We start from the raw sequence: 22,200 nt of genomic DNA on the forward strand, positions 1-22,200 counted from the left end.
GCTCAGCGGACTGCATTTCCTGGTGTTTGCAGTGCTCATGTTGCCCGCCGCCGCGCGGGTGCTGGCCGCAGCGGGAAGTTCATAACACCCTCTATATCGTTGCTTAATGAAATATGGGAAGATTACAGCGCATGAAACCAGGTTCGGCGACGTAGAATCTTCCGTGGTACTAATTGATTCTTCTCATATGAATGCAAGGCCAGTCGCCGCTAATCGATGGGAAAAGTTGACGGATCCTCTGGATGACCTGTATTGTGCCTTGGGCGCGTTTACGTTGCATGTATCTGGCCGAGGCCGTGTCGTTCCAACAAAAAAAGGTCTCAAGACAATCCATACGGTTTACGTAGAAGAACTTCTGTTCTATATTCGCGATTCTTATGACTTTTCTGGTGATCAGCCTCTGGGCTACTGGGGGCGGGATGGCGCTCACAAATTGCCAGGAAGGGGTTTGGCGGTGGTGGAGAATAAAAGTTTCAATGACTGGCGATCACATACTGGGTTAGGTGCAGATTTTTTGATATTTTCTGACCTTCATCGGTATAAAATTGCTGCCCCATTGCAGAAGGTTTTTTCATGATTTAGTTGTCATAATGATATTGTTGTTGCTGCATGAAAATATTAATTGGTACTACAGCGAAATGTTTGGTGGGTGCTGTGTTCTTGGGTATTGGTTTGCTTTTATTTGCATACCTTTCCAAGCCTGCCGCCTTACCGCTCTTCGTAGACACATGCCCCGCAGGACCCTATCGCATAGAAGCTTTTCAATATAAAAGCGGCGCGGGTTTCGTGCAGTTGGTGGGCGGCAGCGGCACAGTTCTGGGCCGCTCGGAATTTTCTGAAAGCGCCATGGTGCGACCACGGTGGTCGCAAGACTGCAGATCCGTGAGCTTCGGCTCCGACACAGACCCTGCACCCTTGGCGGTGCGACCTTGAATTGTGGATGGTTGCCCCAGCAGCAACCTCGTTTTTCAATCAGGGCTGCCGCAGGATTGGAGTATCAGCCCCGCGCCGCGTTCAACGCAGCGCGCGTGGCCAGCGCCGCCTGCCGCGCCGCTGCGGCAAAGCCTTCCTCCCCGCTCGCATACAGGATCGCGCGCGAGGAATTCACCACGATCGGGCCGTCCGGCCGCAGCCCGGCACGCACCGTGGCGGCCGCGTCGCCGCCCTGGGCGCCTACGCCCGGAATGAGCAGCGGCAGCGTGGGGGCGAGGGCGCGCACGCGTTCGATCTCGGCCGGGTAGGTGGCGCCCACCACAAGGCCGAGCTGGCCGTTGCGGTTCCACGGGCCCTGGGCCTGCCGCGCGACGTGCTCGAACAGCAGGGGCTGGCCGTCCACGCTCGCCAGGCGCTGGCTCTGCAGGTCGTCGCCGCCCGGGTTGGAGGTGCGGCACAGCAGGAAGGCGCCCTTGCCGTGGTAGGCCAGGTAGGGCTCGATCGAGTCGAAGCCCATGAAGGGCGAGAGCGTCACCGCATCGGCGCCGTAGCGCTCGAAGGCCTCGATCGCGTACTGCTGCGCCGTCGATCCGATGTCGCCGCGCTTGGCGTCCAGGATCACGGGCACGTGCGGTGCCGTGGCGCGCATGTGCCGCACCAGGCGTTCGAGCTGCTCTTCCGCGCGGTGCGCCGCGAAATACGCGATCTGCGGCTTGAAGGCGCAGGCGAGGTCGGCCGTGGCGTCCACGATCGCCGCGCAGAAGTCGTAGATCCGTCCGGCGTCGCCGCGCAGGCCGGCCGGAAAGCGCGATGGCTCGGGGTCCAGGCCCACGCAGAGCAGGGAGTCGTTGCGCGCGGTGGCGCCGCGCAGCATGTCGATGAAGGTCATGGCCGGGATTGTAGAAGGCCCCCCTGCGCCCCCTCTGTGTCGCCGGGGCGGGTGCCGCGGACGACTGCGCGGCACCCGCCGCCCCGATACGATCCGCGTCCATGCCCGTACTCACTCGCCGCCAGCTTGCCGTGCTCGTCGTCCTGACCCTGGTGTGGGGGCTGAACTGGCCGGTGATGAAGCTGGGCGTGACGGGCTTTCCGCCGCTGACCTTCCGCGTGCTGGTGCTCGGCCTGGGGCTGCCGCTGCTCGGCGCGGTGCTGGCCGTCCTGCGCCTGCCCTTTGCCGTGCCGCGCGCATACTGGTGGCCCCTGGCGGGCCTGGGTCTCGCGAACATGGTGGTGTGGTACGTGCTGGCCATCCTCGCCATTCCCGAGCTCTCGAGCGGGCGGGCGGCCATCCTGGGCTACACCATGCCGATCTTCTCGGCGGTGCTGGGCGCCGCCTGCTTCGGCGAGCGCCTGGCGCCGCGGGCGTGGGGCGGCGTCGCGGCGGCGGCCTGCGGCGTGGTGCTGCTGCTGTGGCACGAGCTGAGCGCCCTGGGCGGACGACCCTGCGGCGTGCTGCTGATGCTCTCGGCCGCGGCCGCCTGGGGGCTGGGCACGCAGCTGCTGCGGCGCAGCACCATCCCGCTGCCCACGCTCACGCTGTCGTTCTGGATGACGGTGCAGACGCTGGCGGTGCTGGTCGTGCTGTCGGTGGTGTTCGAGCGCGATCGCTGGGCGGTGCCCCCGCCGGCCGTGGGAGGCGCCGTGCTCTACAACGCCGTGCTGGCCTTCGGCTTCGCGCAGCCGGCCTGGTTCTACCTGGCACGCACGCTGCCGCCCGTGGCTTCCACGCTGTCCGTGATGTTCATCCCCGTGCTCGGCGTGTTCGGCGGCGCGTTGTGGCTGGGCGAGCGCCTGCACTGGCAGGACTGGGCGGCCGTGGCGTTGATGGTGGCCGCCATCGCCTCGGTGCTGTGGCCGGACCGGAAAGCATGAAGACGCAAACCCGGCAGATTGGCGGGATCGAGGCCCGGTGCGATCGGATGCGGTGCGCTCGCTGCCGCGAACGGTTCCTAGAATGCAGCACGCCTTCGGCTTGCCGGGGACCGTGTCCTTTTTCCTTGTTCCTTCACCGCACAGGAGCCTTCACGCATGCAACTCACCAGCCACAGCTTCCAGGACGGCCAGGCCATTCCCGGCGAATTCGCGTTCGCCGTGCCCGATGCGGCGGCGCACGTCGCGCTGTCCGCCAACCGCAACCCGCACCTGGCCTGGAGCGGCGCACCGGCCGGCACGCGGTCGTTTGCCATCATCTGCCATGACCCGGACGTGCCCAGCCAGGGCGACGACGTGAACCAGGAGGGCCGCACCGTGCCCGCCAGCCTGCCGCGCGTGGACTTCTTCCACTGGCTGCTGCTCGACATTCCCGGCGACCGCACCGAGATCGCCGCGGGTGCCCATTCCAGCGCCGTCACGCCGCGCGGCAAGCCCGGACCCGCCGCGCCCGAGGGCCTGCGCCACGGCATCAACGACTACACGGGCTGGTTCGCCGGGGACGAGGACATGCGGGGCGACTACTACGGCTACGACGGCCCCTGCCCGCCCTGGAACGACGCCATCGTGCACCGCTACGTCTTCACGGTGGTCGCGCTGGGTACGCCCACGCTGCAGGTCGAGGGCCCGCTGACCGGCGCCAACGTGCGCGCCGCGCTGGGCAAGGCGCCCGTGCTGGCCCAGGCCCGCCTGACCGGGCTGTACACGCTCAACCCGGCCGTCGCCCTGCCGTGACGGCAGATTCGCCGGCGCCTGCAATGGCGCCGCCCTCCGGCGCGCCCGTGCTGCGGCGCGGTCTGTGCCAGCTCGCCCAGCCGGCCCTGGCCACGGTGCAACACACGCCGCGCTTCGCCTTCCAGGACGCCGCCCTGGTGCAGGTGCGGGAGGGCCAGCTCGATCTGGTGGCCGGCACGCAGCGCCTGTCGGTCCACGGCGGGTCCACGCTGCTGCTGGTCGATCCCGGCACCTGCGCGGACCTGCACAAGACGCCGGGCGGTAGTACCCGGCGGTTCCGCTCCGTATTGCTCATGCTGGATGCCGGCCTGCTGGAGTCGTTCCAGCGCGGGCGGATGGGGTGCGTGCCATGTGCCGTGCCTCCAGCGCCTTTTCGCGCAATGCCGCTGGATGGCGATCTGGCCCGCACCTTCGGCCATGCCGTGGACGGCGCCGGCGCTGCGTGCATCAGCGACGAGCGCCTGCACCACCGCTTGCTGGAACTGCTGTGCGCAGTGCATGAGCGCGGTCACGCCTTCCGGCCCGCGCCCCACCATGCCACCACGCGGCGCCTGCGCGCATTGCTGGGCGCAGCGCCCGAACAGCGCTGGACGGCGGCGCAGGCCGGCCACGCCCTCGCAATGAGCGAGGCCACCCTGCGCCGGCGTCTGGCGGCCGAGCAGCAGCGCTTCGATGTCCTGCTGGCCGACGTGCGCATGCAGCACGCGCTGATGCTGCTGCAGACCACCGGCTGGAGCATTCCGCGCATCGCGCTGGCCTGCGGCTACCAGTCCCGTGCGCGTTTTGCCGAGCGCTTCCGCGGCCGGTTCGGCTACCTGCCTTCCACGGTGCGCTGAGAGTCCGCCATACGAAAAGCCCGCGGGCAATGCGCCAGCGGGCTCTGGATCGTGGCTGCCGCCAGCGCCCGGAAACCGCGGATCAGCCCTGGGCGCGCTTCTGCAGGATCTCGAAGGCCGGCAGTTCCTTGCCTTCCAGCACTTCCAGGAAGGCGCCGCCGCCGGTGGAGATGTAGCCCACGTCCTTCTCGATGCCGTACTTGGCGATGGCGGCCAGCGTGTCGCCGCCGCCCGCGATGCTGAATGCTGCGCTCTGCGCGATCGCGCGCGCGATGGTTTCCGTGCCGTGCGAGAACGCATCGAACTCGAAAACGCCCACCGGGCCGTTCCAGACGATGGTGCCGGCGGACTGCAGTTGCGCGGCCAGGCGCTTCGCCGTCTCGGGGCCGATGTCCAGGATCAGGTCGTCCCCGGCCACGTCGGCCGCGGCCTTCACCGTGGCGGGCGCATCCGCCGTGAAGGTCTTGGCCACCACCACGTCGGTGGGGATCGGCACCTCGGCGCCGCGCGCCTTCATGGCCTCGATCACGGCTTTCGCCTCGCCCACGAGATCGGCTTCGGCCAGGCTCTTGCCGATCGGCAGGCCTGCGGCCAGCATGAAGGTGTTGGCGATGCCGCCGCCCACGATGAGCTGGTCCACCTTGTCGGACAGGCTCTTGAGGATGGTCAGCTTGGTGGAGACCTTGCTGCCCGCCACGATGGCGGCCAGCGGGCGCGCCGGCTGGGCCAGTGCCTTGCCGATGGCATCGATCTCGGCCGACAGCAGCGGGCCGGCGCAGGCCACCTTCGCGTATTCGGCGATGCCGTAGGTCGTGCCCTCGGCACGGTGCGCGGTGCCGAAGGCATCGTTCACGTAGATGTCGCAGAGCTTCGCCATCTTCTGCGCCAGCTCGGGCTGGTTCTTCTTCTCGCCCACGTTCACGCGGCAGTTCTCCAGCAGCACGACCTGGCCGGGCGCTATCTGCACGCCGTCCACCCAGTCGGCCACCAGGGGCACGTCGCGGCCGAGCAGTTCCGACAGGCGCGCCGCCACGGGCGCGAGCGAGTCCGCAGGCGTGAGGGTGCCTTCCGTGGGGCGGCCGAGGTGGCTCGTCACCATCACCGCGGCGCCCGCGTCCAGCGCCATCCGGATGCACGGCACGGATGCGCGGATGCGCGTGTCTTCGGTGATGCGGCCGTCGTCGTCCTGGGGCACGTTCAGATCGGCGCGGATGAACACGCGCTGGCCGCGGGCCTGGCCTTGGGCGCAAAGGTCGGAAAAGCGAAGGATTTGCATGGGCTGGAGAGGTGTGGAAAAGCCCGGCCGGCCACCGGGGTGGCACGCGGGCGGGCTGGGGCGAAAAAACTGCGAGGGATTGTAGGCGCGCGCAGCGCGCGCGTTACCAGCCCAGGCCGATGTGCAGGGGCAGATAGACCGCCATCCCCACGCAGATCGTGCCCAGGATGCCGCGGCGCCAGAAATAGTAGGCCGTGGCGCAGGCCATGGCCGGCAGCCGGGCATCCTGCAGGGTGCCGATGAATTCGCCGCGCGCCATGAAAAGCTCCGGCGCGAGCACCGCCGCCAGCGCCGCGAGCGGGGCGTACTTGAGCCCGCGCTTGAGCCAGTCGGGCATCGGGACTTCCTTCTCGGGAATCATGAAGAAGGCACGCGTGACGAGCGTGATCAGTGCCAGTCCCACGGTCGCCACCACGATTTCCGTCACCGACGCGTCCATGCCGCCTCCCCTGCGCGTTGCATGGCGCCGCTCATGGATGGTCCTCCTCGCGCAGCGGCACCACGTCGCCGTCCTCCACGTGCTTCTTCTCGTCCGGCCGCAGCGTGCCGTGCGCCGGCACGAGCCGCACCTCGGGCCTGCGCCGCAGGTGGCGGTCCGCTGCCTCGATCATCAGCCCCGCGGCCACGGCGGCCGCAATCGCGACCAGGATGTTGAGCTTGAGCGGCAGCGAGAACGCGGCGATCGCCGCCGTCATCGCCACGCCCGTGGCGATCCACGTGGCGCGGTCGAAGAGCATGGACAGCAGCACGCCCAGCAGCGCCAGCACGCCCGCGAAACCCAGTCCCCAGGACAGCGGCACCACGTTCGCCAGCAGGATGCCGGCGATGGACGGCACCTGCCACGACAGCCAGTTCAGCACCGCCGCGCCCCAGAAATAGGGGACCTGCTCGGCCTGCGGCGCGGGCCGGGGAAAGCGCTTCATGAAGGCCACGAAGATCACGTCGCCGCTGAAATAGCCTATCGCCAGCCGCTGGCGGGGCGGCAGCCAGGCGAAATAGCTGCGCCACATGCTGCTGAAGATGACGAACCGCAGGTTCACGCACGAGGCCGCGAGCCACATCACCCACAGCGGCGCCCCCGCGGCGAGCAGCGGCAGCACGGTGAGCTGGGCGCTGCCTGCATAGACGGTGAGCGACATGAAGATCGCCAGTCCCACGGGCATGCCGCTCTTGACCATCGCCACCCCGGTCACCAGTCCCCAGGCGCCGATGCCCACGCTGGTGCCGATCATGTCGATCATGCCGGTGCGGAAAAACGGATGCCGCACCATCTCCCCCGCCGATCGCGGCACGGAGCCGGGCGGTTCGCCGGGGGAGGGCGCTTCCTCGGCCATGCTCATGCATCGGCCCCGCCGCCGAGCACCATGCCCGGCGCCAGCGGATGGCCGCGCAGGAAGTCGCCCACCGGCAGCCGCTTGCCGCCTGCGCGCTGCAGCACCGTGAGGCGCAGCACGCCGCCGGCCGTGTCCGGCCCTCCGCAGGCCACGGCCACGCCGGCCCCATCCACCTGCAGGATCTCCCCGGGTCGTGCGCCCTCCGGGGGCGGCGCGTGCAGCGGCTCGCTTCCCCAGACCTTGATGGTCTCGGCGCCGCACTGCGTCGAGGCACCGGGGAACGGATCGAACGCACGCACGCGCCGGTCGATGGCCGCGGCAGGCAGCTTCCAGTCGATCGCGCTCTCGGCTTTCTCTATCTTGTGCGCGTAGGTCACGCCTTCCGCCGGCTGGGGCGTGGCCGCCAGCCCGCCGCAGACAGCCAGTTCCATGGCCTCCACGATCAGCCGGCCGCCCAGGTCGGCCAGCCGGTCGTGCAGCGCGGCCGTGGTCTCGCGCGGCGCAATGGGCGTTCTCTCGGTGAGCAGCATGGCCCCCGTGTCCAGGCCGGCATCCATCTGCATGATGGTCACGCCCGTCTCGGCGTCGCCCGCCTCGATGGCGCGGTGGATGGGTGCCGCGCCGCGCCAGCGCGGCAGCAGGCTCGCGTGGATGTTCAGGCAGCCGAGCCGGGGCCGGTCCAGCACCCACTGCGGCAGGATCAGGCCGTAGGCCGCGACCACCATGGCATCGGCCCCGGCCGCTTCCAGGGCGGCGCGCGCGGCGGCGGCATCCTCGGCGTATTTGCCGTCCAGCCGCAGCCCGCGCGGTTGCGCCACGGCAATGCCGTGGGCCAGCGCGCACTGCTTGACGGGGGACGCCTGCAGCTTCATGCCCCGGCCGGCGGGGCGGTCGGGCTGGGTGAGCACGAGGGGAACTTCGGCGCCCGCGGCGAGCAGGCGTTCCAGGGCCACCCGGGCGAACTCGGGCGTGCCCGCGAAAATGATCTTCATGGCAACGGAAAAAGACGCGCCCCGCAGGGGCGCCGCTCGGTCAGAAAGCGCGCCACTCGCGCGGATCGGGTTCGTCGGTGAACATCACCTTGCGCACCACGCCCTGGCGGTCGATGTGCACGTGCGCGAAGCGACGCGTGTTGATGTCGTCGAGAAAACGGTACGTCCAGATGTCGCCGTCGAAGCGGGCCACCTGCTCCACGCGCATCGGCGGGCCGAAGAAGCGGCGCACCTCCTCGACCGGCGTGCCGGCGGGAATGCCGGCGAGGTTCTGGAACGTGAGGACTTGCTCGCGGTGCACCAGGCTGCCCTGGGCGTCGAAATCGAGGTGGTAGACCTGCCGCCCCATGGGCTGGGTGCTGTAGACCATGCGCTCGCCGCCGCCGGGCAGCGTCGAGGAAAAGTAGGGCTGGCCCAGCTCGCGCAGCACCTCGCCGCGCTGCGCGCCCGGCCGCAGGAAATCCGGTGAAGCGCAGGCGGCCAGCAGCACGGCCAGGCAGGCCGCCGCGGCGCGGCGCCAGAACGTGGCCGTGCGGGCGGTCATGCCCGGGCACCCCGCTGCTGCTTGAGCATCTTGGTCTTGATGCGCGTGCGCTTGAGGGGGGAGAGGTATTCGACGAACACCTTGCCCAGCAGGTGGTCCATCTCGTGCTGGATGCAGATGGCCAGCAGCCCCTCGGCTTCGATGACGCGGGACTGTCCCTGGGCGTCGAGGGCCTGCACGCGCACGGCGGAGGAGCGCTCCACCCCGTCGTAGATGCCGGGGACGGACAGGCAGCCTTCCTCGCCGACCTGCTTGTCCTCGCTGGCCCAGAGGATCTCCGGGTTGATCAGCACCAGGGGCGTGTCGCGGTCCTCGGACACGTCGATGGTGATGATCCGCTCGTGCACGTCCACCTGCGTGGCCGCCAGCCCGATGCCCTGCGCGTCGTACATGGTCTCGAGCATGTCGTCCAGCAGCGCGCGCACGCGGTCGTCCACCGCCTGGACGGGCTGGGCCACCTTGTGCAGGCGGGGATCGGGATAGCAGAGGATGGGAAGGAGGGCCATGGGACAACGGACGAAGATGTCGCTATTTTCGCCACTTTCGCGCCGCGCCGCTGGGGGCGGTGGCAATAATCATTGCCCGATCCAGGGCTTGGGGCCAGAATCCTTGATGATTTGTAACGTATCGGCCGGCAAGTTTTGTCACCAGCAAGACGGCCCGCTGCCAGCGAGGGGCGCTTAGCGATGTGTGCTGACAAGAGCAAGAGCAACGGGATCCAGAACATGAATGCATCCACCCGCCTGCGGGCACCGGCCCTGGGCGTGCTCGCGCTCGCCGCCGCGGTCCTCGCGGCGCCGGCGGCCGGTCATGCGCAGAACTATCCCGTCACGGCCGGGCAGCGCGCCACGGCCCAGCAGGTGGCCTCGCGCGGGGTGCCGCTCGCCGAACTGGCGCCCAGCGCGCCCGACACCTACGTCGTCAAGCGCGGCGACACGCTCTGGGGCATCTCCGGCATGTACCTGCTGCGCCCCTGGCGCTGGCCCGAACTCTGGGGCATGAACCTGCAGGCCATCCCCAATCCGCACCTCATCTTCCCGGGCCAGACCCTCTACCTCGAGAAGGTGGACGGCTATGCGCGCCTGCGTACCGCCCGCGGCGGCCCGGACGGCGATCCGGAAACCGTCCGCGTCTCGCCCCGCACCCGCACGGACAGCCTCGCCGGCACGGCACTGCCCACGCTGCCGCCGCACCTCATCGAGCCCTTCCTGGTCGAGCCCCTGGTCGTGGACGAGCTGACCCTGTCGCAGACCCCGCGCATCGTGGCCACGGTGGACGAGCGCGTGCTCATGGCCAACGGCGACCGCGCCTATGCCCGCGGCCCGGCCGGACTGCCCCTGCGCCTCGATCCGGGCGTGCCGCGCCATTACCGCGTGTTCCGCAACGCCGTCCCGATGAAGGACCCCGAGACCGGGGAAATCCTGGGCTACGAGGCCCAGTACGTCGCCCGGGCGGACCTGGTGCGCGGCGAGGCCGCGGAAGAGACCCGCACGCCCGACGGCGGCACCCGCACCGATCCGGTCCCCGCCACCATCGACCTGTCCGGCGCGAAGGAAGAGATCCGCTTCGGCGACCGCCTGCTGCCCGCTCCGGAGCGCGGCTACACGAGCTACACGCCGCAGGCCCCCCAGTTCCCCGTGGATGCGCGCGTGGTGTCCATCTACGGCAGCGCGGCCGTCGCCTACGCGGCGCAGAACCAGGTGGTGGCGATCAACCGCGGCACCCGGGACGGCATGCAGCCGGGCCTCGTGCTGACCGTGCTCACCAAGGGCGAGCGCATCGTGGACAAGACCGACGACGATCGCGCCACCATCAAGCTGCCGAGCGAGGCCAATGGCACGGCCATGGTCTTCCGCACCTTCGATCGCGTCTCCTACGCGCTGCTGATGCAGGTGCGCCAGGGCGTGCGCGTGGGCGACCGCCTCGTGAATCCGCAGTAAAGAGCCGTTCCAGGCCCGGCATGGGGCCCTGGCGGCCCGGCCAGCGGCCAAAGTAACGCGGCGGTGGCGTGGCGCCGCTATGCTCGCCGCATGCAACGCGACGAACTTTCCGCATGGCTGCGCCTCGTGCTCACCCCCGGCGTGGGCCCGGGTACGGCGCGGCGGCTATTGGCTGCCTTCGGCCTGCCGCAGCAGATCTTCCAGCAGCCGGAGGGCGCCCTGGCGGCGCTCGCCACATCTGCGCAGGCGAAAGCGCTGTGCGCCGTCCCGCCGGGCCTGGCCGCGCTGGAGGACGCCACCTGGCAATGGCTGCATGCCGCAGCACCGGAGGATGAAACCCTGGGAGAAGAAGCGCCTGTACGGCGCATCGTGTCGCTGGGCGATGCGGCCTACCCCGCGGCCCTGCTGGCCACCGAAGACCCTCCGCTGCTGCTGCACCTGCTCGGCGCCCCGCGCTGGCTGGACGGTGAGGGGCCATCGCGCTGGCCGCTGGAGCGCTGCCTGGCGATCGTCGGCAGCCGCAACCCGACCGCGCAGGGCGCAGAAAACGCCCGCCAATTCGGGCGGGCGCTGCGCGGCGCGGGCCTGTGCATCGTCTCGGGGCTGGCGCTCGGCATCGATGCCGCTGCGCACGAGGGGGCCATGGAAGCCGGGCCGGCCCCGGTGAGCGGCGCTGGCGCCCCCTGCACCATCGCCGTGGTCGGCACGGGGCTGGACCGCGTCTATCCGGCCCGCCACCGCGACCTGGCCCACCGCATCGCCCGCAAGGGCGTGGTGGTCAGCGAATACCCGCTCGGCACGCCGCCCCTGGCCGCGAACTTTCCCCGGCGCAACCGCATCATCGCCGGGCTTTCGCAGGGCACGCTGGTGGTGGAGGCCGCCCTGGCCTCCGGCTCGCTCGTCACGGCACGGCTGGCGTCGGAGCAGGGGCGTGAAGTGTTCGCCATCCCCGGGTCCATCCATGCACCGCAGTCGCGCGGCTGCCATGCGCTCATCCGCCAGGGCGCGAAGCTGGTGGAATCCGCCCAGGATGTGCTGGAGGAACTGCGGCTGCCTTCCGTGCCATCCACGGCTTCCCTGCCGGAAGGTCCCGCAGGGGCGGGCAGTGGCGAACCGCCGGGCCGTACCGCCGCTTCCGGCCCGCATGCCGACGTGCTGGAGGCGTTGGGATTCGATCCGATGGGGCTCGATGCCCTGGTGGCGCGCACGGGCCTCGACGCATCCCGGCTGCAGGTGGCCCTGCTCGAACTGGAACTGGAAGGACAGGTCGCCCGGCTGCCGGGCGGGCTTTTCCAGCGCATGGCCCTGGCGTGAGGTCCGCATGCCCCGATCGCTCCGGGACGCGGGGGGCGGGGCGGGACCTTACAGGTCCAGCATCAGCCGCAGGTTCTGCACGGCCGCGCCGCTCGCGCCCTTGCCGAGGTTGTCCAGCCGGGCGACGAGCACGGCATGCCGGTGGGTCTCGTTCGCGAACACGCGGATCTCCAGCATGTTGGTGTCGTTGAGCGCCAGCGGGTCGAGCTTGCCGTCCTCGGTGGGCGGCAGAACCCGGACCCACTGCTCCGGCGTGTTGCTGCGTGCGTAGTGGGCGGCCAGCGCCTCGTGCAGGTCGGCGCCTTTGGGCGCGCCGGGCAGCAGATCCAGGTGCAGGGGCAGCTGCACCAGCATGCCCTGTGCGAAATTGCCCACGGACGGCACGAAGATCGGCCGGCGCGTGAGGCCGGTGTACTTCATGATCTCTGGCAGGTGCTTGTGCGACAGGCCCAGTGCGTAGAGCTCGAAGGGCGCGGCATCGCCCTTCTCGTAGGCCTCGATCATGGTGCGGCCGCCGCCGGTGTAGCCGCTCACCGAAGGCAGCGCGACGGGGAAGTCGGCCGGCACCAGGCCGGCGTCCAGCAGGGGGCGCAGCAGGGCGATGGCGCCGGTCGCGTAGCAGCCGGGATTGGCCACGCGCGTGGCACCCGCCACGGCATCGCGCTGCCCCTGCGCCAGCTCGGGAAATCCGAAGACCCAGCCGGGGGCCGTGCGGTGGGCCGTGCTGGCGTCGATCACCTTGATCGTGCGGCCCGTGGAGGCCTCGATGGAATCCACCAGCGCCACGGTCTCGCGCGCCGCATCGTCGTGCAGGCACAGCACCACCAGGTCCACGCCGGCGATCAGGTCCCGCTTGGCCGCGGGATCCTTGCGCAGTTCCGGCGCGATGCTCACCAGATCCACCTGCGGCATGTCCTGCAGGCGCTCGCGGATCTGCAGTCCCGTGGTGCCGGCTTCGCCGTCGATGAAGATCTTGGCCATGGAGTCTCCTGGAAAGGGAAGGCGCGGAAAGCCAGCAGGGTACGTGACTGCCGCAGGGGATGGTGCGTCGCAGCATGATACAGTCGCCGGCTGCCATGTCACCCGCCCGCGGCCAGACATCCGGTCATGGCAGACGGGTTACCACCATCCTTCCCCTGAGAGAGACCTCATGAAGATTCACGAATACCAAGGCAAGGAAATCTTGCGCAATTTTGGTGTGCCCGTTCCCCGCGGCATTCCCGCGTTCACGGTGCAGGAAGCCGTGGAAGCCGCCCAGAAGCTCGGCGGCCCCGTGTGGGTGGTCAAGGCCCAGATCCACGCCGGTGGCCGTGGCAAGGGCGGCGGCGTCAAGGTCGCCAAGAGCATCGATGACGTGAAGAAGCTCGCCGGCGACATCCTGGGCATGCAGCTCAAGACGCACCAGACCGGCCCCGAAGGCCAGAAGGTCCGCCGCCTCTACATCGAGGACGGCGCCGACATCAAGAACGAACTCTACGTCTCGCTGGTCACCGACCGCGCCACGCAGAAGGTCGCCCTGATCGCCTCCAGCGAAGGCGGCATGGACATCGAGGAAGTGGCCCACTCCACGCCCGACAAGATCGTCACCGAGATGATCGACCCGCTGACCGGCATCACGCCCGAGCAGGGCAGGAAGGTCGCCGAAGCCATCGGCCTGTCCGGCAAGTCCGTGGACCAGGCGCTGGACATCTTCGCCAAGCTCTACAAGTGCTACATGGACACCGATGCGTCCCTGGTGGAGATCAACCCCCTGAACTGCGACTCCAAGGGGGACCTGACGGCCCTGGACGCCAAGTTCAACTTCGACGCCAACGCCCTGTTCCGCCACCCCGAGATCGTGGCCCTGCGCGACCTGGACGAGGAAGATCCGGCCGAAGTGGAAGCCTCCAAGTTCGACCTGGCCTACATCAGCCTGGACGGCAACATCGGCTGCCTGGTGAACGGCGCGGGCCTGGCCATGGCCACCATGGACACCATCAAGCTGTTCGGCGGCGAGCCGGCCAACTTCCTGGACGTGGGCGGCGGCGCCACCCCCGAGAAGGTCACCGAAGCCTTCAAGATCATGCTGAAGAACCCCAAGGTCGAAGGCATCCTGGTCAACATCTTCGGCGGCATCATGAAGTGCGACACCATCGCCACCGGCGTCATCACCGCCTGCAAGGCCGTGAACCTGAACGTGCCGCTGGTCGTGCGCATGAAGGGCACGAACGAAGAGCTGGGCAAGAAGATGCTGGCCGAATCCGGCCTGCCCATCATCGCCGCCGACACCATGGCCGAAGCCGCGACCAAGATCGTTGCTGCCGTCAAGTAAGCCCGGAGAACACTCATGTCGATCTACATCAACAAAGACACCAAGGTCATCACCCAAGGCATCACGGGCAAGACGGGCCAGTTCCACACCGAGAAGTGCCAGGAATACGCGAACGGCAAGAACTGCTTCGTGGCCGGCGTGAACCCGAAGAAGGCCGGCGAGTCGATCTTCAACATCCCGATCTACGGCAGCGTCAAGGAAGCCGCCCAGCAGACCGGCGCCACCGTGTCGGTGATCTACGTGCCGCCCGCAGGCGCCGCGGCCGCCATCTGGGAAGCCGTCGAGGCCGACCTGGACATGGCCATCTGCATCACCGAAGGCATCCCCGTGCGCGACATGCTCGAAGTGCGCAACAAGATGAAGGCCAAGGAAGCCGCCGGCGGCAAGAAGACCCTGCTGCTTGGCCCCAACTGCCCCGGCCTGATCACGCCCGACGAGATCAAGATCGGCATCATGCCCGGCCACATCCACCGCAAGGGCCGCATCGGCGTGGTCTCGCGCTCCGGCACGCTCACCTATGAAGCCGTGGCCATGCTGACCGAAGTCGGCCTGGGCCAGTCGAGCGCCGTGGGCATCGGCGGCGACCCGATCAACGGCCTCAAGCACATCGACGTGATGAAGGCCTTCAACGACGATCCCGACACCGACGCCGTCATCATGATCGGTGAAATCGGTGGCCCGGACGAAGCCGAAGCCGCCCAATGGTGCAAGGCCAACATGAAGAAGCCGATCGTCGGCTTCATCGCCGGCGTCACCGCCCCTCCCGGCAAGCGCATGGGCCATGCCGGCGCGCTGATCTCCGGCGGTGCCGACACGGCCGATGCCAAGCTCGCCATCATGGAAGAGTCCGGCTTCATCATCACGCGCAACCCGTCCGAACTGGGCAAGCTGCTCAAGGCCCAGCTGAAGTGACGGTTTCGGTTCCGCTGCCCGGAAGGGTTGCGGGCCGATCGGGGGCTAAGCAAAACTACGCACGCCAGTGCGTGGCTTCACCGTTACACTGAAAGTTCCCCAAAAAAGAAGCGCCCGGAACGCATGTTTCGGGCGCTTCTTGCATTCATAACAGTGGAGCACACGCAATGGAATTCCTGAATTCCGCCGATTTCTGGATCGGCCTGGTGAAGATCGTCTGGATCAACATCATCCTCTCGGGCGACAACGCGGTCGTCATCGCCCTGGCCGCGCGCTCGCTGCCGCCGCACCAGCAGAAGCAGGCCATTTTCTGGGGCTCCGGCGCCGCCGTGGTGCTGCGGATCGCGCTCACCGTGGTGGCCGCCAAGCTGCTCGAGCTGTCCTTCCTGCAGATCATCGGCGGCTGCCTGCTGCTGTGGATCGGCCTGCAGCTCATGACCGACGGCGACGACGAAGAGGAATCCAGCGGTGCCAATGCGGGCCTCATGGCGGCCGTGCGCACCATCCTCATCGCCGACCTGGTGATGAGCCTGGACAACGTCATCGCCGTGGCCGCGGCGGCGCACGGCAACATGGTGCTGCTCATCCTCGGCCTGGCCATCAGCATTCCGCTCGTGATCTTCGGCAGCACCCTCATGATCAAGCTCATGGAGCGCTTTCCCGTCATCGTTCTGCTGGGCGCGGGCCTGATCGGCTGGGTGGGGGGCGAAACCATCGCGAGCGATGCGTCGCTGCACGACTTCGCCGAAGCGCACCCGTCGCTCCACTACATCGCAGCCGCCCTGGGCGCGGCCTTCGTGGTCGGCGTGGGCAAGCTCATGCAGCTGCGCTCCCAGCGCGGGGCTACCGTCTGACCCCAGCCGCCGCGGGGGGCGCAGCCCGCTCCCGATCCCGTTGCCTCGTCTATGATGCGGCACGGGATACATAGGGAAAAGATATGGGGAAACGCATATGTCCGCAATGCAAGGGATGACGCCGGTGCCGGCACGCTCCAGCCGCCAACGCGTCGGCCTGCTGCCGCCTGTCCCGGAGGCTGTCCGGGCATGAGTGCACCGTCCCCGCTGGCATACGAGTTCTGCGCCCTCACCGACCAGGGACGCGTCCGCTCCAACAATGAAGACGCAGTGACGGTCGATGTGGCCGGCCAGGTGGCCGTGCTGGCCGATGGCATGGGCGGCTACAACGCAGGCGAGGTTGCCAGTCGCATGGCTACCGAGCTGATCCGGCAGGGCCTGGCCGAATGGCTGGCCGGCAGCGGGCGCGAGGCCTCCCTCGCGGACCTGCGGCAGGCCATGGAAACCTGCGTGGATTCCGCCAACCGTGCCATCTACGACGCATCGCATTCCAACGCGCAATACGCCGGCATGGGCACCACCGTCGTGGTGGCTGCCTTCCGGGACGATCGGCTCGTGCTCGGGCACATCGGCGACTCGCGCTGCTACCGCCTGCGCGACGGCGACCTGCAGCAGATCACGCGGGACCATTCATGGCTGCAGGAACAGATCGATGCCGGGCTGCTGACGCCCGAGGAGGCCGCGCTGTCGGGCTTCCGCAACCTCGTGACCCGGGCGATGGGCGTCGAATCCACGGCGGCGCTGGAGGTCAACGAATTCCAGGTGCAGCCCGACGACCTCTTCATCCTGTGCTCCGACGGGCTCACGGACATGCTCGACGACGAGGAACTGCAGGTACTGGCCGCCTCCTCCGAGCCGCTGGCCGAGCGGGCCGCGCGCATGATCGACGCCGCCAACGAGCGCGGGGGGCGCGACAATATCAGTGTCCTGCTGGTGCGGGCCGGCGGTGGCGAGAAGAAGCGCGGCCTGGTGTCACGATTGTTGCTACGTACCGACTGAGAATCCGGTTCGCCGCCATCGGTGCGGCCTGGACCGGACACCTGCGCAGTCATCCACCAGCCAGCTAGCCCAGACAGACAGACGAGGAACGGTTCATGCCCAAAATGATCGTGTCGATCGACGGAGTGGTCATCAAGGAAGTGGCGCTCATCAAGGAGCGCACGACGCTGGGGCGCCGCCCCTACAACGACATCGTCATCGACAACCTGGCCGTCAGCGGCGAGCATGCCGTGCTCCACATGGCCGGCGACGCGGTGGAGATCGAGGACATCGGCAGCACCAACGGCACCTATGTGAACGGCCAGCCCGTCAAGCGCCAGCCGCTGCGCAATGGCGACCTGGTCGAAGTCGGCAAGTACAAGATCCGCTTCGTGGGCGAAGGCGCGGGCGAGAACTACGAGAAAACCATGGTCTTCACTCCCGGCATGCTGCCGCCGCGCGTGCCCGCGTCGCGCCCCGCGCCGCTGCCGTCCCCGGCCAGCGTGCCGCTCAACGCGGCCATCCGGGTCATGTCCGGTGCCGCGGCCGGCCGCGAGGTGGACCTGGTCAAGGTCGTCACCACCATCGGCAAGCCCGGCGTGGCCGTGGCCTCGATCACCAAGCGCCACCACGGATTCGTCCTGGCCCATGTGGAAGGCGCCGAGCCTCCTCGCCTCAACGGCCAGCCGATCACCGCCGAGCCGGTGCTGCTCAAGGACGGTGACCGCCTGGGGCTGGCGGGCACGGACATGGAGTTTCGGCAGCGGTGAGGGGTCGAGGTACGTCTCGTAGTACCTGCAACGGTTGATGACAGGGTTGGGTGACAGAAATGTCATTGCGCGGCGGGCGAAGCCCTGTGCGAGCCTGCGAAGCAGGGGGTAGCCCCAGTGTTTTGTTGGCATGCAACCTGCTTTGAAGGAGTCGGCCTGCGAAATCCTTCTGCAGGTGACATGCAACTGTTTTCCCAGGAGAGATTTATGAAGCGTGCTGTTCAACAAGGTTTTACCTTGATCGAACTGATGATCGTGGTCGCGATCATCGGTATTCTGGCTGCTGTGGCCCTGCCGGCCTACCAGGACTACACGGTCCGCGCCAAGGTGTCGGAACTGGTCCTGGCTGCCAGCTCGGCGCGTACCTGCGTGACGGAGTCCTTCCAGGCAAATGGCGGTTTCCCTACCGGTCTCAGCTCGGATTGCGCTGTCGCAGTGGTTGGTAAAGTCAGCGCTGCTGGGGTCGGTACCGTTGCGAGCGGTGCTCTCATCTCTGTGGTCGGTGCTCAATCCGCAATTGGCGGTGCTTCTGGCGCCACTGTTGTTCTGAATGGCATCACCACTGGTGGAACGATCACGTGGACTTGCAGCGGCACGCCTGCAAAGTATTTGCCTTCTTCCTGCCGCGGTTAAGCGGCATTGCAGGAATGCACTAGAATTCCTGCGATCGACAGCAGGCCTGGCACCTAAAATGCGCCAGGCCTTTTTATTTTTCAACAGGGTTATTGATAAATTTCCTGAAGGGCGCCTGTCATGATTGCCATTCAGAAGGGTTTTACGCTCATAGAACTGATGATTGTGGTTGCAATCATTGGCATCCTGGCCGCCACTGCACTTCCGGTGTACCGGGATTTCACTATCCGAGCCAGAGTTTCAGAGTTGATACTTGCGGGCAGCTTCGCAAAGACCTGCGCTTCCGAAGCGATGAATCAGGGCGATGGCGCAAGCGTACCAGAGGGCATCAGTTCCCTTTGCAGTGTTGCGCCAACCGGAAAAGTCTCGTCCATTTCTGTGGCTGGAGGCGCAGCCGCCGGCATTACTGTCGTAGGTAATCCCCGCCTTATTGGAGACTCCGTGACGGTGGTCTTGTCCGCACCCACTCAGGCAGGAGGTGCACGTGTACTCTCATGGACATGTTCTGGGACTCCGGCACGCTATCTTCCTGCCTCCTGCCGAGGGTGATTTGTGTATTAATTAATCAATTATGTCTTTCTTGCAACGATTTTCCTTTCAGGATGAGAAGCGGATGGCGGTAGATTTGGCAGGGCATCTGATAAAGAATCTTCCTCCAAAAACTATTCGTGAGCGTATACATACACTCTCGGCCAGCCGTATTACACGCATACTGGAACAGGCATTCGGTAGACTGGGGCAGGAAAGCAAGGTGGGGCGCAGCTTTCTTGGGCGCACGATGCTGGCTAATAATTTCAGATGGGCGCTCAAAGATGCCGGATATCCTCGGGAGTTTATCGATATCGCTGTCGAAGGGCTGATCGTCGAGGTTTCGCGGCGCCCTGCGGTCCCGCACTAAGTCCGTTGCCTGCAATGCTGCTGAATTTTGCCAAACGGTTTTTGCGTCGCTCAGTGGCGCCACTGATAACATCCGCCGTGGATGCGGATGCCCTTCAAGAAGAGGGGGCCAAATTATTTGCAGATCGGCGCTTTCGGGAGTGCATAGAGATATGGAAATCCTATCTCAAGCTTCGCCCGCATGACGTAGATGCGATTAATAATCTCGGGGCCGCGCTGGCAACCATTGGCCGGGAAAGCGAATCTGTTCGCTATTTCGATTTGGCTTATTCACTGGATGACTCTCATCTACCTTCTGTTGTCAACTATGCAAATGTGCTTAAAGGACGAAACAGAACGGAAGAAGCACTGGAGATATTGGCGAAGGCTCGTATCCAGGCGCCCGCACTGACCGGGATCCGTGCCAGCTACGCCGCTATCTTATTTTCATTTGGAGACTCTCGCCAGGCCGTAGATCATACTCTGCACGCTTGGTTGGGTGATTTTGATAGTCCACGGACTGTTGACCAGTATCTCTTCACCGCGACCTATGTGCAAGAGGACGAAGCATGGCTTGCCGCTGAACATAAATTCTGGGCTGGTACTCTGAGACCGAGGCCCCACCACATTGGTCCTCTTCAGCCCCATGTGCGGCCCCCCCCCCTTTCGCGACAAGGTGGAAAGCTGAGGGTGGGTTATTGGTCTCCTGACATGCGGGAGCATTCTGTTCGTTATTTCTTTCGCCCGCTGCTGGAAGGACACGATCGCGAAAAGCATGAGATATTCTTGTACCATGACCATCCAACTGCGGATGACCAGACGGAAAAAATCAAGATCCATGCAGACCATTTCTTTGAAGTGGCACAATTGAATGACGACCAACTGGCGGAACTGCTAAAGGACCATGACCTGGATGTGCTCGTGGAGTTGGCTGGTCACACGTCAGCCAATCGCCTGGACATGCTGCGTGACCGATTCGCCACCTTGCAAGTTACCGGACTCGGGTATCCACCCACTACGGGGTTGTCAGGAATAGATGCGAAGTTTCTTGATCGCCATCTCGTTGATCCCGATATGGGGATTTTATACAGCGAGACGCCAGCCATATTGGCTCACTCTTTCTGGTGTTTTGATCCCAAGGAAGACATTCCCTTGCCGCCGTCGCCGCCATGCACAATGAATGGTTATATCACTTTCGGCTGTTTTGGAAACATAGGAAAGATAACCAATGAAACCATTTCTTGTTGGGGCGAGGTGCTGGCGCGGGTTGCCGACAGTCGCCTTGTGATTCGTGCTGTAAATTTTGCCGACCCGCTGCGAAAATCATCATTCGAGAAAAGACTTCTCGAGGCGGGTATCCCTTCCGGTAGGGTGGACCTGCTTCCTCCCACCATGCCTCGGGAGCTTTTCTCTGCCTATGGCGAGATTGATATAATTCTCGATACATATCCCTTCAATGGCGGCACCACGACCTGCTTTGCAACTTACTCAGGGGTTCCTGTTGTTTCAAGAAAAGGGCGTGCGCTGGCTTCCCGTATGGGAGAGTCGGTGCTCAATAATTTGGGCTTGAACGAGTGGGTGGTCCATAGTGCTGAAGAGTATGTGGAACAGGCCGTGCGTGGAGCTGAGGATATTGACGGCCTATCGCGGTTTAGGCGGGAGGCTCGACAGCGTTTTCAGGATTCTGCCCTCGGTAACGGCACGATATTTGCGCGGGACGTCGAAGTGTTCTATCGCAATTGGCTTGAAATGCCGCCCGTGAAGGGCGAGGTACTGACGTCGTATGCACTACCAGCCTCGGAACTTGTGCGGCGGGCATTGATTACCCTGAGATATGGTCAGTTTGATGTCGCTCAGCGCATTGTGGACTACTGCCTGAACCTCCATCCTGACTGTGGTGCAGCCCACATTCTATGGACTGAGCGCCTTACCAGACAGGGCCTTTTTGGAGTTGCAGCACATTACTTGGAAAAGCACCGTCCCGGATTTTCCGACGTCGTCGATAGAATCAAATCATTGATAAATGAGACCCGTTTCCACTTCATGGAGGGCAGTATTGAGAAGGCTAATGCGACGCTCCATGAATTGGAGGGATTTTCCATGCTGGAGTCGTCCCAGTCTTGCCAAATAGATCTGCTGCGCTGTGCTGCCAAAGTGATCTCATCTGAGACTGCATCGAAGATGATTAATGCAGCCAACAGCCCAACTGAGCCGCAATCGCAGTGGGCACGCAACATTCATGTGTGCATCGTTGCAGATGACGACGGGGCATTCGCCACCATCCGCCAACACGTGGAAGAGCTTGAAATGCTGCCTCATACAGAAATTCGCATCTCACAATGTCATTCCAGGGATAAATCGAAAATTTATCGCGAAATTGTCGATGCTGGTCAAGAGGATATCCTTGTCTGTCTGCACGCGAACGTGAATTTCTGGCGGAATGATTTCTGGCGGCAATTGATTATTGCCCTTGAGGAGTGTGACATTGTTGGTTGTTACGGTGCCAAGCGCTGGGACAGACTGGAGTGGCGGACCTATGCTCAGGATGTCAAGGCTGGAGCTTATCTCATCCCCTCTGGGGAAAAGGCTGGATTCTGGGAGGTATATGCTCTGAGCCGTGAGCGAGGCGCCGCCGCTAATAAGGTGCAGGTCATCGATGGTTCGTTCGTGGCTATTCGACTATCAGCCATCAAGGGCCTGGATTTCGAAGCTGAGTTGGACGAGGCCGGCACCATGTTGGAAGAGTATTTCAGCCACTGTGCTGCCCGCCGAGGTCTGCGCGTCGGTGTATCCCCGCAATTGGGGATTTCACTGGACTGGCGTGTTTCTCTGAATGAGCGTTATTTGGGGCCTGCGCGTCTATTTATTGCAAAAGAGCTTAAATTCGATCCCTGGTTTTTCCCTGAAGACGACCAGACACTTTGGTCGGTATCGTTGCCATCTGGGGAACTGGCCGCAGCAGCTCTCCAAAAATTTATCGAAGAAAATGCTGGCGTTATGCCTCATTTTTCGTCGTTCCCGATCAATCACTAA

23 protein-coding genes are annotated in these 22,200 nt (G+C 65.4%); 15 read left to right on the top strand and 8 right to left on the bottom strand.

Annotated elements, in window-relative coordinates; translation table 11 throughout:
* The first annotated feature begins 106 nt into the window (after positions 1–106).
* Positions 107–577 (top strand): DUF6402 family protein, encoded by a 471-nt coding sequence (locus tag BLR05_RS25725; protein ID WP_143015864.1) that lies wholly within the window; start codon positions 107–109, stop codon positions 575–577.
* A 420-nt stretch (positions 578–997) separates the two neighbouring features.
* On the opposite strand, the gene pyrF is transcribed toward BLR05_RS25725, so the two are convergent.
* Positions 998–1,822 (bottom strand): orotidine-5'-phosphate decarboxylase, encoded by an 825-nt coding sequence (pyrF, locus tag BLR05_RS06185; RefSeq protein WP_092832943.1) that lies wholly within the window; start codon positions 1,820–1,822, stop codon positions 998–1,000.
* Between the two features lie 101 nt (positions 1,823–1,923).
* Here pyrF and BLR05_RS06190 point away from each other — a divergent pair, with 101 nt between their 5' ends.
* From BLR05_RS06190 to BLR05_RS06200, 3 genes are all read left to right on the top strand, one after another.
* Entirely contained in the window at positions 1,924–2,805 is an 882-nt protein-coding gene (locus BLR05_RS06190) for a DMT family transporter (RefSeq protein WP_092832944.1), read from the top strand.
* 156 nt (positions 2,806–2,961) lie between these two features.
* A complete protein-coding gene (locus BLR05_RS06195) occupies positions 2,962–3,597 on the top strand; it encodes a YbhB/YbcL family Raf kinase inhibitor-like protein (protein ID WP_092832945.1) in 636 nt (211 codons plus the stop codon).
* The gene (locus BLR05_RS06200) at positions 3,594–4,433 is read left to right on the top strand and encodes a helix-turn-helix transcriptional regulator (RefSeq protein WP_244160055.1); all 840 of its coding nucleotides are present in this window, start codon (positions 3,594–3,596) and stop codon (positions 4,431–4,433) included. Before BLR05_RS06195 ends, BLR05_RS06200 begins: the two co-directional genes overlap by 4 nt.
* A gap of 82 nt (positions 4,434–4,515) precedes the next feature.
* Here the strand turns inward: BLR05_RS06200 and BLR05_RS06205 are convergent, their stop codons facing one another.
* The 6 genes from BLR05_RS06205 to def form a co-directional block, all read right to left on the bottom strand.
* The gene (locus BLR05_RS06205) at positions 4,516–5,709 is read right to left on the bottom strand and encodes a phosphoglycerate kinase (protein ID WP_092832947.1); all 1,194 of its coding nucleotides are present in this window, start codon (positions 5,707–5,709) and stop codon (positions 4,516–4,518) included.
* Between the two features lie 103 nt (positions 5,710–5,812).
* Positions 5,813–6,148 (bottom strand): AzlD domain-containing protein, encoded by a 336-nt coding sequence (locus BLR05_RS06210; protein ID WP_092832948.1) that lies wholly within the window; start codon positions 6,146–6,148, stop codon positions 5,813–5,815.
* Positions 6,149–6,179: 31 nt separating this feature from the next.
* A complete protein-coding gene (locus tag BLR05_RS06215; protein ID WP_167361213.1) occupies positions 6,180–6,980 on the bottom strand; it encodes an AzlC family ABC transporter permease in 801 nt (266 codons plus the stop codon).
* A 65-nt stretch (positions 6,981–7,045) separates the two neighbouring features.
* Positions 7,046–8,035 (bottom strand): methionyl-tRNA formyltransferase, encoded by a 990-nt coding sequence (gene fmt / locus BLR05_RS06220; RefSeq protein WP_092832950.1) that lies wholly within the window; start codon positions 8,033–8,035, stop codon positions 7,046–7,048.
* Between the two features lie 40 nt (positions 8,036–8,075).
* Positions 8,076–8,579, bottom strand: a complete 504-nt coding sequence (locus tag BLR05_RS06225) for a hypothetical protein (protein WP_092832951.1) — start codon at positions 8,577–8,579, stop codon at positions 8,076–8,078.
* Complete coding sequence (gene def / locus BLR05_RS06230) at positions 8,576–9,085, bottom strand: peptide deformylase (RefSeq protein WP_013596968.1); 510 nt, start codon at positions 9,083–9,085, stop codon at positions 8,576–8,578. Before def ends, BLR05_RS06225 begins: the two co-directional genes overlap by 4 nt.
* Positions 9,086–9,304: 219 nt before the next feature.
* Here def and BLR05_RS06235 point away from each other — a divergent pair, with 219 nt between their 5' ends.
* A complete protein-coding gene (locus BLR05_RS06235; RefSeq protein ID WP_417629441.1) occupies positions 9,305–10,519 on the top strand; it encodes a LysM peptidoglycan-binding domain-containing protein in 1,215 nt (404 codons plus the stop codon).
* Positions 10,520–10,609: 90 nt separating this feature from the next.
* Positions 10,610–11,833 (top strand): DNA-processing protein DprA, encoded by a 1,224-nt coding sequence (gene dprA / locus BLR05_RS06240; RefSeq protein ID WP_092832953.1) that lies wholly within the window; start codon positions 10,610–10,612, stop codon positions 11,831–11,833.
* A 48-nt stretch (positions 11,834–11,881) separates the two neighbouring features.
* Here the strand turns inward: dprA and argC are convergent, their stop codons facing one another.
* Entirely contained in the window at positions 11,882–12,814 is a 933-nt protein-coding gene (argC, locus tag BLR05_RS06245) for an N-acetyl-gamma-glutamyl-phosphate reductase (protein ID WP_092832954.1), read from the bottom strand.
* A gap of 169 nt (positions 12,815–12,983) precedes the next feature.
* Between argC and sucC the strand changes: the two genes are divergently transcribed.
* The 9 genes from sucC to BLR05_RS25730 all read left to right on the top strand — a co-directional run bounded on the left by sucC (position 12,984) and on the right by BLR05_RS25730 (position 22,200).
* A complete protein-coding gene (gene sucC / locus BLR05_RS06250; protein ID WP_092832955.1) occupies positions 12,984–14,144 on the top strand; it encodes an ADP-forming succinate--CoA ligase subunit beta in 1,161 nt (386 codons plus the stop codon).
* Between the two features lie 15 nt (positions 14,145–14,159).
* On the top strand, positions 14,160–15,056 hold the full coding sequence (gene sucD / locus BLR05_RS06255; RefSeq protein WP_092832956.1) for a succinate--CoA ligase subunit alpha: 897 nt from the start codon (positions 14,160–14,162) through the stop codon (positions 15,054–15,056).
* Positions 15,057–15,223: 167 nt separating this feature from the next.
* Positions 15,224–15,910 carry a TerC family protein gene (locus tag BLR05_RS06260; RefSeq protein ID WP_092832957.1) on the top strand — a complete coding sequence of 229 codons (687 nt, stop codon included), beginning with the start codon at positions 15,224–15,226 and terminating at the stop codon, positions 15,908–15,910.
* Positions 15,911–16,099: 189 nt separating this feature from the next.
* Entirely contained in the window at positions 16,100–16,909 is an 810-nt protein-coding gene (locus BLR05_RS06265; protein WP_092832958.1) for a Stp1/IreP family PP2C-type Ser/Thr phosphatase, read from the top strand.
* A gap of 95 nt (positions 16,910–17,004) precedes the next feature.
* Positions 17,005–17,658, top strand: a complete 654-nt coding sequence (locus tag BLR05_RS06270) for an FHA domain-containing protein (protein ID WP_092832959.1) — start codon at positions 17,005–17,007, stop codon at positions 17,656–17,658.
* A gap of 207 nt (positions 17,659–17,865) precedes the next feature.
* A complete protein-coding gene (locus tag BLR05_RS27465; RefSeq protein ID WP_092833093.1) occupies positions 17,866–18,291 on the top strand; it encodes a pilin in 426 nt (141 codons plus the stop codon).
* A gap of 120 nt (positions 18,292–18,411) precedes the next feature.
* On the top strand, positions 18,412–18,840 hold the full coding sequence (locus BLR05_RS06280; RefSeq protein ID WP_092832960.1) for a pilin: 429 nt from the start codon (positions 18,412–18,414) through the stop codon (positions 18,838–18,840).
* A gap of 22 nt (positions 18,841–18,862) precedes the next feature.
* Positions 18,863–19,189, top strand: coding sequence for a hypothetical protein (locus tag BLR05_RS26485; RefSeq protein ID WP_167361208.1), 327 nt, complete (start codon positions 18,863–18,865; stop codon positions 19,187–19,189).
* A gap of 77 nt (positions 19,190–19,266) precedes the next feature.
* On the top strand, positions 19,267–22,200 hold the full coding sequence (locus BLR05_RS25730; protein WP_208605985.1) for an O-linked N-acetylglucosamine transferase, SPINDLY family protein: 2,934 nt from the start codon (positions 19,267–19,269) through the stop codon (positions 22,198–22,200).

Origin of the sequence: Paracidovorax cattleyae, assembly GCF_900104515.1 — a bacterium.
GTDB classification, from domain to species: domain Bacteria; phylum Pseudomonadota; class Gammaproteobacteria; order Burkholderiales; family Burkholderiaceae_C; genus Paracidovorax; species Paracidovorax cattleyae.